This is a genomic window from Tardiphaga sp. 20_F10_N6_6 (genome assembly GCF_052076045.1).
GTDB classification, from domain to species: Bacteria; Pseudomonadota; Alphaproteobacteria; order Rhizobiales; family Xanthobacteraceae; genus Tardiphaga; species Tardiphaga robiniae.
In genome coordinates this window covers 4,450,355-4,465,036 of sequence record NZ_CP197239.1, presented here as the reverse complement: position 1 = coordinate 4,465,036, position 14,682 = coordinate 4,450,355, and the positions used below count along the sequence as shown (strand labels likewise).

General features: G+C 58.8%; 15 protein-coding genes. 2 read left to right on the top strand and 13 right to left on the bottom strand.

The genetic code is table 11. From position 1 onward, the window contains the following. Nucleotides 1-71: 71 nt before the first annotated feature. Nucleotides 72-989 (bottom strand): LuxR C-terminal-related transcriptional regulator, encoded by a 918-nt coding sequence (locus AB7813_RS21515; protein ID WP_439065560.1) that lies wholly within the window; start codon nt 987-989, stop codon nt 72-74. 527 nt (nt 990-1,516) lie between these two features. Here AB7813_RS21515 and AB7813_RS21510 point away from each other — a divergent pair. Next, nucleotides 1,517-2,200: a LuxR C-terminal-related transcriptional regulator gene (locus AB7813_RS21510; RefSeq protein WP_439065559.1), complete on the top strand. Its 684-nt coding sequence runs from the start codon at nt 1,517-1,519 to the stop codon at nt 2,198-2,200. Nucleotides 2,201-2,328: 128 nt separating this feature from the next. On the opposite strand, the gene AB7813_RS21505 is transcribed toward AB7813_RS21510, so the two are convergent. The 12 genes from AB7813_RS21505 to AB7813_RS21450 form a co-directional block, all read right to left on the bottom strand. Further along, nucleotides 2,329-2,547 (bottom strand): helix-turn-helix domain-containing protein, encoded by a 219-nt coding sequence (locus AB7813_RS21505; protein WP_256461314.1) that lies wholly within the window; start codon nt 2,545-2,547, stop codon nt 2,329-2,331. A 43-nt stretch (nt 2,548-2,590) separates the two neighbouring features. Beyond that, nucleotides 2,591-3,502, bottom strand: coding sequence for a flagellin (locus AB7813_RS21500; RefSeq protein WP_441228355.1), 912 nt, complete (start codon nt 3,500-3,502; stop codon nt 2,591-2,593). 14 nt (nt 3,503-3,516) lie between these two features. Continuing rightward, a complete protein-coding gene (gene flgK / locus AB7813_RS21495; protein ID WP_439065557.1) occupies nt 3,517-5,286 on the bottom strand; it encodes a flagellar hook-associated protein FlgK in 1,770 nt (589 codons plus the stop codon). A gap of 27 nt (nt 5,287-5,313) precedes the next feature. Next, entirely contained in the window at nt 5,314-5,772 is a 459-nt protein-coding gene (locus tag AB7813_RS21490) for a flagellar protein FlgN (RefSeq protein ID WP_441228354.1), read from the bottom strand. 4 nt (nt 5,773-5,776) lie between these two features. Beyond that, a complete protein-coding gene (locus AB7813_RS21485; RefSeq protein ID WP_439065555.1) occupies nt 5,777-6,061 on the bottom strand; it encodes a hypothetical protein in 285 nt (94 codons plus the stop codon). Further along, nucleotides 6,058-7,326: a flagellar hook protein FlgE gene (gene flgE, locus AB7813_RS21480; RefSeq protein WP_441228353.1), complete on the bottom strand. Its 1,269-nt coding sequence runs from the start codon at nt 7,324-7,326 to the stop codon at nt 6,058-6,060. Before flgE ends, AB7813_RS21485 begins: the two co-directional genes overlap by 4 nt. A gap of 21 nt (nt 7,327-7,347) precedes the next feature. Then, the gene (locus tag AB7813_RS21475; RefSeq protein WP_441228352.1) at nt 7,348-8,010 is read right to left on the bottom strand and encodes a flagellar hook assembly protein FlgD; all 663 of its coding nucleotides are present in this window, start codon (nt 8,008-8,010) and stop codon (nt 7,348-7,350) included. 346 nt (nt 8,011-8,356) lie between these two features. After that, nucleotides 8,357-8,623 (bottom strand): hypothetical protein, encoded by a 267-nt coding sequence (locus AB7813_RS21470; protein ID WP_439065552.1) that lies wholly within the window; start codon nt 8,621-8,623, stop codon nt 8,357-8,359. A gap of 193 nt (nt 8,624-8,816) precedes the next feature. Next, nucleotides 8,817-9,212: a flagellar protein FliS gene (locus tag AB7813_RS21465; RefSeq protein WP_439065551.1), complete on the bottom strand. Its 396-nt coding sequence runs from the start codon at nt 9,210-9,212 to the stop codon at nt 8,817-8,819. Nucleotides 9,213-9,214: 2 nt separating this feature from the next. Then, nucleotides 9,215-10,900: a flagellar filament capping protein FliD gene (gene fliD / locus AB7813_RS21460; RefSeq protein ID WP_441228351.1), complete on the bottom strand. Its 1,686-nt coding sequence runs from the start codon at nt 10,898-10,900 to the stop codon at nt 9,215-9,217. Between the two features lie 64 nt (nt 10,901-10,964). After that, nucleotides 10,965-11,789: a flagellin gene (locus AB7813_RS21455; protein ID WP_089266590.1), complete on the bottom strand. Its 825-nt coding sequence runs from the start codon at nt 11,787-11,789 to the stop codon at nt 10,965-10,967. 136 nt (nt 11,790-11,925) lie between these two features. Beyond that, nucleotides 11,926-12,588: an RNA polymerase sigma factor gene (locus AB7813_RS21450; RefSeq protein WP_120287831.1), complete on the bottom strand. Its 663-nt coding sequence runs from the start codon at nt 12,586-12,588 to the stop codon at nt 11,926-11,928. Nucleotides 12,589-12,891: 303 nt separating this feature from the next. Between AB7813_RS21450 and AB7813_RS21445 the strand changes: the two genes are divergently transcribed. Next, entirely contained in the window at nt 12,892-14,661 is a 1,770-nt protein-coding gene (locus AB7813_RS21445; RefSeq protein ID WP_439065549.1) for a hypothetical protein, read from the top strand. The last annotated feature ends 21 nt before the right edge of the window (nt 14,662-14,682 follow it).

Genomic DNA, 14,682 nt, shown 5'->3' with positions numbered 1-14,682 from the left:
ACCGGCGCGAGCGCCACGCTCCGACGACCACCGGTCGGCGCGACTTGCTCGCCTACGCCAACAATCGCTGACTATTTGCCGACTCGTGCCGCGCCACAGATCTTTCCGTTGATGCCCTTACGGATCAGACCGTCGATGCGCGAGACCTCAATATGATTTGGCTCGTGGTTGATCACACCCAGTGGCACTGGCGTCTCGTTTTTCTTGATCTCGGAGATCATCGCAACGGGATTTGAAAGCCGACCATTCGAATCGCCAGCTAAAGGCGGAGAGTTGCTGTTTGCCGGTTCTGCCAGTGATCCGTTGTTCATCCCCCAAATCGCTGCCTGTGTCCGATTCTGGACACGGAGCTTGCGAAGGATCGCCTTGACGTGGACTTTTACAGTTGCTTCGGCGATATGGATCGTCCGCGCGATGCTTTTGTTGGAGGCGCCTTCAATCAGGCAGTGCAAAATTGATTTTTCCCGCGGAGAAAGCTGCGGCGTGGTCATATCTTCTGTAGCGATAAGAATCGCCTGCGTCTTGTTTTGGTCACGCGACCCCGTCTCGCCTGGGTGACTGCCTTCGGGAGCAAGAACAGATGATAGAAATGCTGGAGGAAAGATCGTTTCACCCATCATTATCAGTTCGATGGACTTTATGAATACATCGCAGGTCATAACGTTGACAAAGTAGCCGTTGGCACCTGCCCGAAACGCAGAAGCCAGTTCGTCCATTCGATAATGATCGGCCACGATCGCAATGCGCCCGCCCGGATGGTAGTCCCTGAAAAGTTCGATTTGTTCAATCGCGGCGTCAAAATCATCGCCGGTGTGAGCAATAAGAAGCAGAGGCTGGTGTGCTTGCGGTTGACCCGGGAGCAAATCATCCACGCTTGATACTGAGGCTAGGATACGAAAATTTGCTGAGCGTAAAATCCTGGCAAGACCTTCTCTGAGTAAAGTATTTTTCCCAACGAGAATTGTAAAAAAAGATTGTTGCCTCCGCATCGCGACCCTCCCAACCATACGCAACTGATTTAAAAAAAAACTGAGCGCTTGAAATTCAGCTCATTCTTGGTGATCTGTCGGCGGTTAAGCCCCGCTTCTTCGGCAGAAATTTTGGCATTGGAATATTTTCAGTCGGCAAGAAACTCTGTCTTTTTAGAAGCATTTCGTCGTCGAATTGAAGACGCCTCCCTTCTCGTTTGCGACGATTTTATGAATGTTAGATGCGAATTCTCGATCTCCCTATATACCTTTAGTTATAGGCGATGGGCCGGTACTGAGGGATGTCGTTCATAATAGTAAACGGGGGATTCACCGCAAACTTCGCAGAGGGAGTGCGTGCTTCGTCATACGGGACGTCTATCCTTGAGTGACAATTTCAGATACGTCCACCCAAAGTTGTTACGTGTTTTCTTTGTTGCGTTGCGATGTAGCGTAACGAATTTGAGCCTCCAGAAAATTAGGCTAAGAAGGGAATATCCGGGGTCGCGTGGAGTTTAAGTTTTGGGGGGCTAGGCTGAGGACCGCCCATGCGTTGCACCAGTGTCGTGATCGCAGACCGCCATCCTGTGGTTCTGCAAGGTTTGACGAGCGTGCTTGAAGCGCAAAACGGCTTCAAGATTGTCGCGTGCTGCAGCACTGGCCCGAGCTGTATCGAAGCGATTCGAAATTTAACGCCGGACATCGCCATTATAGACATCGAAATGCCGGGCCTGACCGGGCTGGAAATCGTTGCCATCGCCAACTCCGAGGGGCTTTCAACGCGGATCGTCTTTTTCACCGCTGTCGTTGAAGATCGCCAACTGGCTTTATCGGCCGCTGCTGGCGCCTACGGTGTCATCCTGAAGGACATGCCGCTCGAAACCCTGATGCAGTCCCTGCGTGAGATCGCGACTGGCCAAAGGCTATTGCCGCTTCCCGCGGTCAATCACGTTATACCTTCCGAACAGAAGAGTATCGCGATCACGGAGAGTGTTCTGGCGGTGCTGACAGAGCGCGAGCGTCAGATCATGCGCCTGGTCTCTGAAGGGTTGTCGAACAAGGAAATTGGGCGGCGGCTGAATATTGCTGACGGCACCATCAAGCAACATCTCCATCACATCTATCAGAAGCTTGAAATCAACAACCGGACAGTGCTTGCGGCGCTTGCCATATCGCACAACGAACGTGGGGGCTTTCTTGAGGATCGGGCTCTGTCGGTTCATTGTGATTGAGCGTCTGCAGTCGCTGCTGACCCGTGCACCACTTCCCGCTGATACGGGCACTGATTGGCGCACAAGCCTCGTCGGCGACATCCACCTCGCCGCCATCGCGGAGGCCGAAAGGACCCTGATGCGTGGCTTCACCACCCTGCCCGACATCGGTGGGCCTTCTTCAGCAAATCGCTGAGGAACCTGCATTGCCAGTCGCGCGGCGCCAAGCCCCGCGGCAATCCGGTCGCAGCGGAAAAGATGCGGGTGAAGTGGCTTTGATCGGCAAAGCCACAAGCCTGTGCAACATCGGCCAACGGCATATCGGTCTTCATCAGAAGATTTCGGGCCAACTCGACGCGCTGGGACAGGATAACTTAGAAAGACGCATTTAGGGTCGCGCTCGCGTCCAAATCATCGCAGATAGCTCGCCAGGTTCAGGCTCTGAACCTTGGCAATCGCGGCATAGGATGCCGTAAGCTGGGCCTGATAGGTCGACTGTTTGGCGGTGACCGCTGCAACGTCGACACTGGTGAGATCGCTGCCGAGCGTCTTGGCATAGGATTGATACTCGGTCTGGTAGGCACTGGCCCGCTCGATTGAGGCCGATGCGTTGGATATCCGCGTCTGCACCACACCAAGCTTGTCGATGGAATCGACCGCCAGATCGAGCGCCTCATTGAGCGTGTCGGTCGAAAGCGGCGAATTGCTCGCTACCAGATTCATGGCCCGCATGATCTGCTCGAAAGCGGTATTGTCCGCCGTGACGCCGTAAGAGACCGTCTGGTTGTCCGAGACGCGTACAGCGCCGAGCTGACTGTCGCCCTGATAATAGCTCGTGTCTGCGGTGGACGGCGACGATGCCGCGGCATAGGTCGCACTCGATATATCCACCGGCGCGGTTTTGGTGGCAGAACCGCCGAACAGATAGCCGCCATTATATTGCGTGTTGAGTAGTGACGCCATCTGCTCCAGCATGTTCTTGGCGCTCTCCGTGACGCTGGCCGCATCCGTGCTCGAAGCGCTCGATGCACCCGTCAGCAGAGTGCGGAACTGTGTCACCAGATCGGACACCGAATTGACGGCCGAGTACATCACCTGGATCTTGCTGTTGGTCTGTGTGGCGGCATCGATATAGGACTGCGCCCGGGTGACTGAGACCTGAAGATTGAGCACCTGCTGCGCCGATGACCCCAACCCGCCAAAATCCGACGAGATCAGCCCCGAAGCCTCCTGGATCTGCTGATTGGCCATGGTGCTTTGCGTGCGCAAAGCAGACGCGATCATCTGGTCGTTGATCGCAAAGGTGGCAACGCGCATCTGCATCAAGTCGGCTCCCGTCAGCTCGCGCTCTGCACGGCGGTCAGCAGCGATGAGAACATCTCGTTGATGACCTGCATGAGCTGCGACGCGGCCGTATACTGATTCTGCAATGTGCTGATCTTTGCGGTTTCTTCGTCGAGATTGACGCCCGACTGCGACGCCAGCGCATTGGCAAATGACGATTGTGCCGTCGACTTTGATGTATAGGTCGTGGCCGCGAGCGTTGCCTTCGACGCGACATTGGCGATGACCGTGGCCGCGTAGTCCGCAAACGAACCGGTCGATGACCCGAGCCCACCTGACGCGCCAAAGGTACGGGAATCCGTGAGTGCCGCGTAGATCGCATCGACCACGTCGGTCACGCCGGCGGTGATTACCTTGGTGCCCGTCGTCAGCGTTGCCGATGCATCGAGGATCGAGACGGCGAACAAACCTGAATTGGCCAGGATGTCGCTGCGCACGGCGATGTTGGATGCCCCGGTTCCGGTCACGAGGTCATTGAGGCCGAGATAGTCGGACAGGCCGATTCCGCTGCTGCCGACGGCGCTCGTCATCTCATTGATGGCGACCCCGTTGCTGCTGCTGGAACTGGCGATCACCACCTTCCCGCTGGCATTGATCGATGCGCTGAGGCCGGAAATGCCGTTGATGGCCGAGACCAGGTCGCCCACCGTCGCATAGGTCGACAGATCGAGATCGGCATAGGCCACCAGACTTCCCGACTGGTCGGCAACAGCAATGCGGACCGTACCGGTCGCATCCAGCGCAGTCGCCGCCGTGACCGTCGTGGTGCCGGTCAGCGTTGTTGGCGGCGGCAACGACGTGCCCTGATTGCTTGCGGCATTCAGGGTGTCTGCCAGCGTATTGGCAAGCTGGTCGAGCTGCGACTGCGCTGCGGGCAAGACGCTATCGCGCAGGCTGAGCAAAGAGCCGATTTCGCCAGATGTGATCTGCGTAGTGACATCGACGCCGTTGACGGAAATGCCGCTGAGCCCGCTGGACGAACCGGCCGAGTAGCTGGCATTGGCCGTCACGGATGATGCCGCCGTGAAGCTAAGCAGATGCGCACTGTTGTCCACGAGCGTCTGGCCTGACGCCGTATAAACCTGCATATCCCCCGTCGATGAAATGAAATAGCTGACATTCATCTTCGACGCGACGGTCTGCAGCGCGACATTGCGCTGATCCTCGAGATCGCCCGTCGATTGGCCAGCAGCCGCCGCCTGTTTGATCTGGGCGTTCAAACTGGCGATGGCCTGCAGGCTGGCATTGACCTGATCGACATCGGAGGAAATCGCGGCATCGGCAGTGCCGCGCAGTTGCTGAATTCCCGAGGACGTCTCGCGCAGTTGCGATGCGAGGCTATCAAGCGTACTCACCACATTGGCTTGCAGCGAGGCACTGCTGGTCGTGCCGGCGAGCGACGATATGGCGGATTCCAGCGATGCCAGCGTGTTCGCGATCGAAGTTCCGGTGTCTTCTGCACTGGTCGTGCTGCCATACAGTGCCTGCAGCCGGTTGAGATAGTCGTTGTTGGTGTTGGCTGCGCCGACTTCCGAGGTTGCGGAGATCAGGGACTTGAACAGCAATTTGTCGACGCTGCTGGTGATCCCGGTGATCGACACGCCGGTCCCGGCGCCGCCACTGGTGGTCGCGACCTGATTGGCGGTCTTGACCGTGTAGCCGGTGGTGTCAGCATTCGAAATATTCGACGAGGCGACGCTGATCTGGACCTGACTGGCCATCAGGCTACTGACGGCGATGCTGCGGGCTATCTCCAGCGACACGATGGCGACCTCATATTATGGCTTGGTTTAGATTCGCACGTTGCGTGCGTAGGATGCCGACTGCGCACTGATGCGACCATTGGCGCCGTAGGGCGCGCTGTCGGATATCTGCTCCCGAATCGCGGCCATCACGGCGTCGATGCGGCGCTGGCTGGCCTCGATCGCGGCGCGCAGGCGGGTAACATTCTCGTCCATCGCGACGCTGAGCTGTTCGAGCCGGGTGAGTACCCGCCCCTGCAACTGGCGATCGGAAGTGCCAAGCAACATGTTCTTGCGACCTACTTCCTTGACCCAGGCCTCGAACAGCTCCGAAAGCTCCAACTTGATCGCCGTGTGCTGCGACTGCGAGGCCGGCAGCCCCATCGCCAGAGCGATATTCTCTTCGGCGACGACGTCGATCAGGCGTTCGATCAGCTCGACCAGATCCTCGAGGCGGGATCCGTCATCGGCGCTCGCGGGCTGCAGCGGCGGGCTTCGGGTCATCATATGGTCACTCCGTGATCGATGGATGGGGCGCGGCTGCCGTGGCGTGCCGCCCGAGCGAGGCTATCCGGGAATATGCCGTCGCCGCTTTGCTACGCGCGCCGGCGATGTTGAGTTTCTGCGCCAACGCGTCACGGCGCTGCTGCAAAGTGGTACGCAGCGTCCTGAGATCGCCTTGCAGCGCCAGGATCATGCGCCGATCGCCACGATCGATCCGCTGCGCGGCGGCCAGCAACCGGTCAAGTCGCCGCATTAGCGCGTCATCGTCTGCCTCGGCCACCATCGCGGTCATCTCATGCTCGAGATCAGGGTATCGAACATCTTGTTGACGGCGGTGATCACCTGCGACGCGGCCGAATAGGCCTGCTGCGCGGAGATCATGCTGCTGAACTGCTCGTTGGTATCGGTGGTGCTGGATTCCAGCTCACTGCCAAAAATGGTGCCGGCGCCGTTGGTGCCGGATTCCTGCAACGCAGCCGTTCCCGATTCTGCCGTTGCCGAATACAGCCCGTTGCTCTGGGCTTCCAACTGATCGGCAGCGGCAAATGTCGCCACCGGGATCTTGTAGATCGCAATGGTCTGACCGTTCGAGTAGGTGGCATTGACGATGCCGTTTTCGCCAACCGAGATGTTGCTCAGTTTACCGAATGCGAGACCGTCGGACTCGATGCGGGTGATGTTCACAGCAGGAGTAGATAGGCCGGAGGCATATTGCGTCAGCCCATCGGTGCCGCCTACGGTGCCGAGGTTGAGCGTAATGTTGCTGTCCGCCGCCCCTGTGGTCCAACCAGTGATCGCCAGCGTTGCCGGACTGGGATTGGTGCTGGCCAGCGAACCGTCGGTATTGAAAGAAACCGACACGGTGCTGGTCGGGGTTGCCGCGGTTGTCGTCGTCGAATCCGACGACAATGTCGGCTGGCCGAAGCTCGCACTCCAGGTATTGTCCGCAGTCTTAGCCCAGGTGACCTGGATCGAGCTCGACGCTCCCAGCGAATCGTAGACCGACATCGACGTGGTGAACGTATCGCCGACCGCGGCGTCCGCCGGCAAATTGGCCGAGAAGGTGGTGGTCGCCGTCGCGCTGCCGCTGGTCTGCGCCACACTCGTATCGATTGTCGTGAGATTTCCGCTGCTGGCGCTGCCAATCACATTGCCGGCCGCATCGGTGCGCCAACCCAGAAGATAGGCACCGTTATTGACGAGATAGCCGTCGGAATCCGTCGTAAACCCGCCGTTGCGCGTGTAGAGCGTCGAGCCGCCGGTCAGCGACGTCGTTACCGGAAAGAAGCCGTTGCCCTGGATCGCGATATTGGTAGAGGTCGATGTTGTCGTCAGCAGGCCCTGCGTCGTGATATTGGACTTCGAGAGCGTCGTCACGCCGCCGGACGAATAGGCCGATGCGCTGGACGAACCCGTCACCAGCGACTCGAACGATGCCGAGTTTGTCTTGTAGCCGACCGTCGATGAGTTTGCGATATTGTCGGAAATCATCGCCAGAGCCGAGCTCTGGGCGTTAAGAGCGGAGATGGCTGAAGACAGCGCGCCGGATAGACTCATAATCAGTACTCCAAAGTAAACTCAGGAAGTGACGCCGATGACGTTGCTGGTGCTCACGGACGTGCTCCCGATATTGAGCATCGGGGTGCCGGACGAGTTGTCGATCGAGGTCACCTTTCCGGTGACGGTCGTGTAGCCGTAGACAGACTGACCAGTGCTATCGGTGGCCGAGACGTTGAGCGTGTACTGGCCGCCGTCGGTCAGCTGGGTGCCGTCCGTCGCCGTGCCGTCCCAGGTGAAGCTGTTGGTGCCCGAGATCGTGGTTCCACTGCCGGTCCACACCGTGTTGCCGGATGAATCCTTGACGCTCAGCGTGACATCGGAGGCGGCGGACTCGAGCGAATAGCCAAACGAGATCTGGCCATCTTTCAGCGTGCCGGTGTCGGTTTTCGCGGTAACAGTCTGGCCGATATAGTTCGACGAATTCAGTGTGAGCAGGCTGTTGAGCGACGACACCAGCGTGCCCATATTGCTGTTCAGCGTCTGCTGCTGATCGAAATTGGCGTAGGACGTGAGCTGATTGATGAAGTCGGTCGAATTGGTTGGGTCGAGCGGATTCTGGTTCTGCAACTCGGTCACCAGCAGGTTCAGAAATTGCTGCGACGTAATGGCAGAGGTCACCGACGAAGACGACGCCGTCGAGGCTGTCGTGGTCGTGGTTGACGTCGTTGCAGCTACAGTCATGGCGCGCTCCGGCGATATCCGCGCGCGCAGCGCTGCGGAATTGCGTCAGTGAGAAGAGTGCTCGTGAAGTCCGTTCCTTATTGAAACGGGTGGTCTCGGCCGTTCAGGCAAAGATTCTTTGCAGGCCGCTCCTGCCCGCGAGCCATCGCGCCCCGTTACAAGAAAGCGCTGTGCCGCGGGGGTTTTCTGAAATTTTTTGGCGCGAGCTATTGGCGCTCAGGCGCGGCAAAAATTGCCCGCTGGGACGGCCGAGGGAGGTTTTGTAGAAGGCCGAAACGGGAGGCAGTCGCGCACGGGATTGTCCGCGGCACTGGCGGGATTAGAGCGACCGTAACGGAAGCGTCAGCTACTTGCTGTCAGGCTTGCTTGCCGGCTTCGCGGGAACCACATCGGATTGCCGGGCCTTCTGCATGATCCGGTCTACCAGGCCATCCGGCGCGCGCACGACGCCCGACGGCAGGGCACGGCGCAGCAATTGCGCCTCGGCCATCGCCGCACGCGCCTGTTCCGACGTCCGCAGCAGTGCGAGCGCGGCGTCCCGCCGGTTATCTGGCCAGGTTGACACGTCTTCACCGTGCCGACCCAACAGGTCTTCAAACTCGGGAATGTCCATTCTGGAAACTCGCCCGGCACGCACCTGATCGTACGCTGCATGTCAGCCCTCGCTCGGACTGGCACGCCAGCGTCCTAAGGCAGACCGGGCCGCGAGGCAATGCTGCCCCGACTTTTCAACCACAAAAAGACATCGAACGATCCTAAACTCTGCAGGTGCAATGAATTCACCGTGCCCGCCGGTGTCGATCTGATCAGGCGGGCTTCGCGGCACTCCGGGCGACGACAATCCAGGCGTCACGAAGCTCGGTCAGGCTCGCAATGATCCGGCCATAGCACTGCGCCGCGTTCGGCTGCCCGAACGACCGCAGGCAGGCCATGATCAGCGTATGATAAGTGGTGTGCAGGCCCTCCGCGACCTCGCCTCCGCGATCGAAATTCAGGTTATGGCTCAGCCCGCGCAGGATGGCAGTCGCCCGGATCATCAGATCGTGGCTCTCCTCGAATTTCTTCTCCTCGGACGCCGTCACCGATTTCTGCAATGCCGTAATCGCCCCATCGATCATCATGACCACCGCCCGCAACGGCGGCACCGCGACCGCCGCCTGTCGATAGGCCTGGGCGGCCTGAAAATTCGCTTGATGATGCATGACTAATCACTCGACGCGTTGAGAAGGGCGGACAGATAATCCAAGGTGGAATTGGCCGACGAGATCGCCGACTGATATTTGGCGTATTGGGTGGTCAGCATTGTACGATAGATCGCGGCGCGCTCGTTGATGTCATCGATCTGCTGCTGCATCCGGTCGTCCTGGGATTGCAAATTGGTAATCAGATCCTGCAGTGAACCGCTGGTCTTGTTCGATGAGGCACTCGCGATCGCGTTGATCTGCGCCGCAATCCCGATGGTCGACGTGATGGTCACCGATGCCGATGACGTACTGCTGTAGCTGAAGGCCATGCCGGAATAGATCGTGCCGGCCTTTCCGATGATCGTTCGGCCAGACACGGTAAACAGCGAACTGTCTCCCCCCACCGAGACCGACAATGCACCGGAGCTATCGACCGCAATATCCATCACAAAGGACGATGGCGGCGATGAACTTGTATTGACAACCGCGAGCGCCGCCGACGAACTCGTGGTCTTGGTGGCGAGGAGCGCGATGACACCGTCAATATTGTCGGCCAGGGTTGTGGCGAGCGTGCTCGTATCGAGCACAAGATCGTTCGTGTCCGAGAACGACAGGCCGAGAGCGCTCATCGACAGATCGCCCACGATGGAGTTCAGGACCTGCTCCATCTGCGTCGTGACGCTACGCATGGTGCCGTCGCCAAACAGCACCGCACTCGTGTCTGCGGTTCCACTCGACGACAGCGTCTGCTGCGTCGTTACGTAGTCGCGCACAGCGTTGTAGGACGTGACGAATTGCTGCAATGCAGTCTGGATCGAACTTGTATCGACATCGATGCTGATCTTGACTGTCGATCCCGATGGCGTGCTTTGCAGCAGACCAAAGGAGACGCCGCTCAGTACGTCGGTGATGTTATTGGTGTCGCGCGTCAGCGTAATGCCGTCGACGCTGAAAATTGCGGGTTGCGATTCCTGCAGCACGTCGGTGAACGCGCCGGAACTATCTGTCACGCCCAGGGTCGTGAGCACATCGTCACCCGACATGACACTGGTGATGATATCCGCATTGTCCTTGGTTGCAGACAGGATCATCTCGTACTGATTGCTCGAGATCTGGATGATCGAGGCCTGGACGTTCGTCGTGGACGTCTGTGCGTTGATCGTATCGACGAGATCCTCCAGCGTCATCCCGCTGGTGGCCGAGATATCGGCACTTGTGCCGCCTTCCAGGCCGATCGAGAAAGTGCCGGCCAGACCGAGATCGGCACTCTTGTCTGCAACTGCGGTGCCGATCACCTTGTGGGCTGTGGCGATCTGGGTCACCGTGAGCGTGTGATCGCCGGTCGCCGCGCCGTTGCTGATGGCCATCGAGACGGCAGAACTGGCGCTGACGTCGCCAGTGGATGTAATGGTCGCCGATCGCGCTCCATAAGCACTCGACGACAGTGAATTGACGATCGACTTGGAGAGCGAGGTCGTGTCGGTCGTCAGCGTCGTAAGCAGCGTCTGCAACTGCTGATAGGCCGAGATCTTGGCCTCATTCGCGGTGATACTGGTCTGGATCGTGGTCGCGGCTGCCGTCTTGGTGGCAACCTGCGCCTCGATCAAGGCGTCCCAATCGACGCTGGTCGTCGTCTTCGTGCCGGAGGTGGTCGTCGCCAAGGCCGCGGTTGCTGCCGCGGAAGTCGAACTCGTCACCGTCGCCATGCCACCTTACTTTCCTGCACGAGAGTGCGAGCCGGCGTTGCCGCCGGCTCGCGATTGCTGCGGCTTAGCCGAGCAGCTTCAGCAGATATTGCGGCATCTGGTTCGCCGACGATTCTGCGGCGACCGCAGCCTGTACCTTGACCTGCGAAGACGACAGCTTGGCCTGCTCGGCTGCGATGTCGACGTCGGTGATCGCGGAATTAGCGGCCTGCAGGTTCTGGGACTGCGTCGAGATCGAGCTGGCGCTGAAATTGAAGCGCGATTCCTGCGCACCGATCGTCGCGCGGGCGGCGGAGACCGTATCGATGGCAGTGTCGAGCGCGTCGATGGCTGCAGTGGCGCCGGCCTGCGTGCTGACATCGAGCGTATCGACACCCAACGTGGCAGAGGTGAGATCGTCGAGTTTCACGGTGATCGTATCGGCCGACGTCGAGCCAACCAGAACGGAAGCGCCCGCGGCGAATGCGCTGGTACCATCCAGCAGGCTCTGCCCGCTATAGCGCGTGCCGGTCGCGATACTGTCAATCTGATCGCTCAATGCGGTAAATTCCGAATTGAGATAGGCGCGACTACTGTCGGTCACCGTCGCCGAGGAGGACTGCGATGCCAGCGACTTCATACGCGAGAGAATGTCGCTGATGTTCGAGGCGCCGCCATCCGCTGTCTGCAGGATCGAGGTCGCCTGTGAGGCGTTGGTTGCGGCCTGCTGCAGCGTGGTGACGTCGGATGAAATGCGCGTCGAAATCGCGAGACCGGCGGCGTCGTCGGATGCCTGGGTGATCTTCGAGCCGCTCGACAGCTTTGAGAGTGAGCTCGACATCTGCGACGAGTTGATATTCAGGTAACGGACTGCAGAATTGGCCGCGGTGTTGGTTGAAATAACGGGCATTAAATTGCTCCTTGAATGTGGCCGCGGATGCGGACCGATCGGGGACCTCTGGACGCAGGCCAGCCCCCGTCCATTCGCTAAACGGAATGGCCCTCACAATTCAGGCGCGGTTTATTTCGGGGCTGATAATTTATAGTTAGCAATCGCTTAACGAGTGCAGGATGTCTGGCTCATGGCGGCGCAGAATTTCGCGCAGCTGCTGCCGCCCGCGCTTGAGCAGCGACTCGACCGCGGACACAGTCGTGTTCATGACTTCGGCGATGTCGCCGTTGCTCATGTTTTCATGGTAGGATAGGATCACCGCGACACGTTGCTGCTCAGGCAGACGCTGCATCGCCGTCTCCAGCAATTTCGCCACTTCATCACGCTGCATCGTGCTGAACGCATCGGGCTTGACGTCGGCTGGCTCCGGCACGGCATCGACATTGTCGGTGCGCGGCCGACGATGCAGGTCGATGCAGCGATTGGTGACAACCCGGTAGAGCCACGTCGAGAATTTTGCGCGGCCCTGCTCCCATTGCCCGCGATGCGTCCAGACCTTCAGCATCGTGTCCTGCACCACATCCTCGGCATCGGCGCGACTGCCCAGAAGCCGAAGCGCAACGCCAAACGCACGATCGATATGACGCTCGACAAGACATCTGAATGCCATCTCGTCATTTGCGGCTAATCTGTCCAGCAGCTCTTCGTCACTATCGCCCGCTGGCTCGCACGCGTCGAGCATCAGAGAATCCTCCGCAGCTTCAAGCTGCACCGGCATTGTTTCGACAGCGTCTGCAATCTGGAGCGCGTACGTCATGCCCTTCTCCCATTTCTCCGCCGACAAACGGCCGTTCTGGTCGACCTCTCACTCTTGAACGGGTGACGCGCGACGATCAGGCGATGAATTTTTCTTATTTTACAAACACTTGATGGGAAAAAGCTGCCTGGAACTAGGCAGAAATTTCTACACTGGCTGTTGCGGCCACGTCGGGCCTGATGGGAACGACTCATCAAAGCATCTCGAGAAATCGCATCGACTGCGGCGAGTGATGCAAAGAATTCTTACGCACACAACGACAACACCTGCAGCGATACGACATCACTCAGCAATCGAAGACCGATGCCGGCAACTTTGCAGCGATGGATCCGGCAGTGGGCAACGTCACACCTTCACTGGGAAATTCTTGCCGAATCGCAATTTGAAAATAGCGGACTGCGTCGTCGGAAAAAGAAAAAACGCTTGCATGCGGCGCTCATCTGCGGCGCATCGCGATCTTTTTTGTTTCAGAACATTGACCGCGTGCATTCAATGCGCACGCGCAATGAAGATACACACAGTAGAAACAAATCGCACCGACCTGAAACATATAGAAGCATATTGCGCTACGCATCGCAGAGATATCCGCCTGACGACGTCGACTCGTTCGTATCAGTCAAAGCATTCAAACGAACGAGACAGGCGGCGATGAACGACAGCTTGGACGATATCCTCCGGCAGCATGCGCGCCCGCCGCGACTGGGCGCGCTTCAACTTGCACGCTTGCGTCAGGTAACGAGCCGGTGCCATGGCATTGTCGACTGGGATGGCGTTAGTGCCGTATCTCAGCCTGGCGCTGCGGTCATTGTGTTCGAAGCGACGCACGCTGTGCGCGTTCAGGCGCTGATCGAATCCCTGCACGAGAATGCAATCGTCATTTTGCTCGTTGGCGAGAGCCCAGCCTTCGACGGCCTGAAGTCGAAATTACACGCACACGGGTCACTCGGCGCCGAGGGCGCGGACGCGCCGCATCAGGTGTGGTGGGGCGGCGTCAAGCCGCTCACGGTGCCGACCGGATTATATCGAAAGCAGGATACGCTTTTCATCTCGTCATTCGAGAGTTCAGACATTCAGGGCGAGGATGCCGGCCTTACTGCAGATCTGAAGCGGTTGGGCCTCGATCACGTCGTAACGCAGATATCACCGAACTGCAGCAAGGCCTGGCAAGGCACGTCGAAAGTCGATTTCATCATCGAGCAGTGGAGCCAGGCATGCCGCCCGGTGTTCTGGATCGACGCTCAGGCGCGGCTCGCCAATCTTCCACTGCTCCCGCAGGCGCTGGGCTGTGACTTCGCAGTCAACCGTCGCCCGAATGGGGTAATGAATACTGGCGCGCTGTTCTTCCATCAGACCGAGCGCGCCGAAGCGCTGCTCGACATCTGGCGGCGCCTCACCTGCAGCCACCCCAATCTGCCGGAGTCCTTCCTGCTGGATCAGGCATGGGCGCTCACAAATGCGCAGCGGGAAATCGAAACCGCCTGGCTGCCGGACACCTACTGGCGAAAAGATGATGTGAAGCCGCGCATCGACAGCACGATCCTCGCTCATGCCTGTAACAATGATGATCATCCATTGGAAAAATTCGCTGAACAAATGCAGTTGGGGCGCAGGTTCGAACGCCATCAGGCTCCGGAAGCTCACCTCGTCATGAAAGGCGTCGCCGGCGGCCGCGGGCTAATCACAGTCGTGATCAGGGACATCCTTGCAGGCAGCACGACGGACGTCGCCGAGTCGGTGGAAGCAGCAGCAGCAGCGTTTGCCGCCGACGATGGCGGATTTTCGCAGATGGAGATTGTGCTCTGCGGCTGGGACGACGAAGTCAGGTCCGTTCTCCAGATCGAGGACTATGCGTGGACACTGATGACCGACGTATCGGAACGTCTGCGGCCGAACTGCTTCAGCACGCTCAAGCGCCGACGCGCCAGGCACGATTTACATGCGCTGGAATACACGTCAGAGGATGAGACAGAGGGCAAGATTGCTTCTGCCATTCAGTTGGTCGATCCGTCACTCGGCGCCAAGCTGAAGCGAAGTGGCACGGCCGACCACATCTTTATTCGGAAACCTGTCTAGGCGCGTCCTATCGTTAGAGGT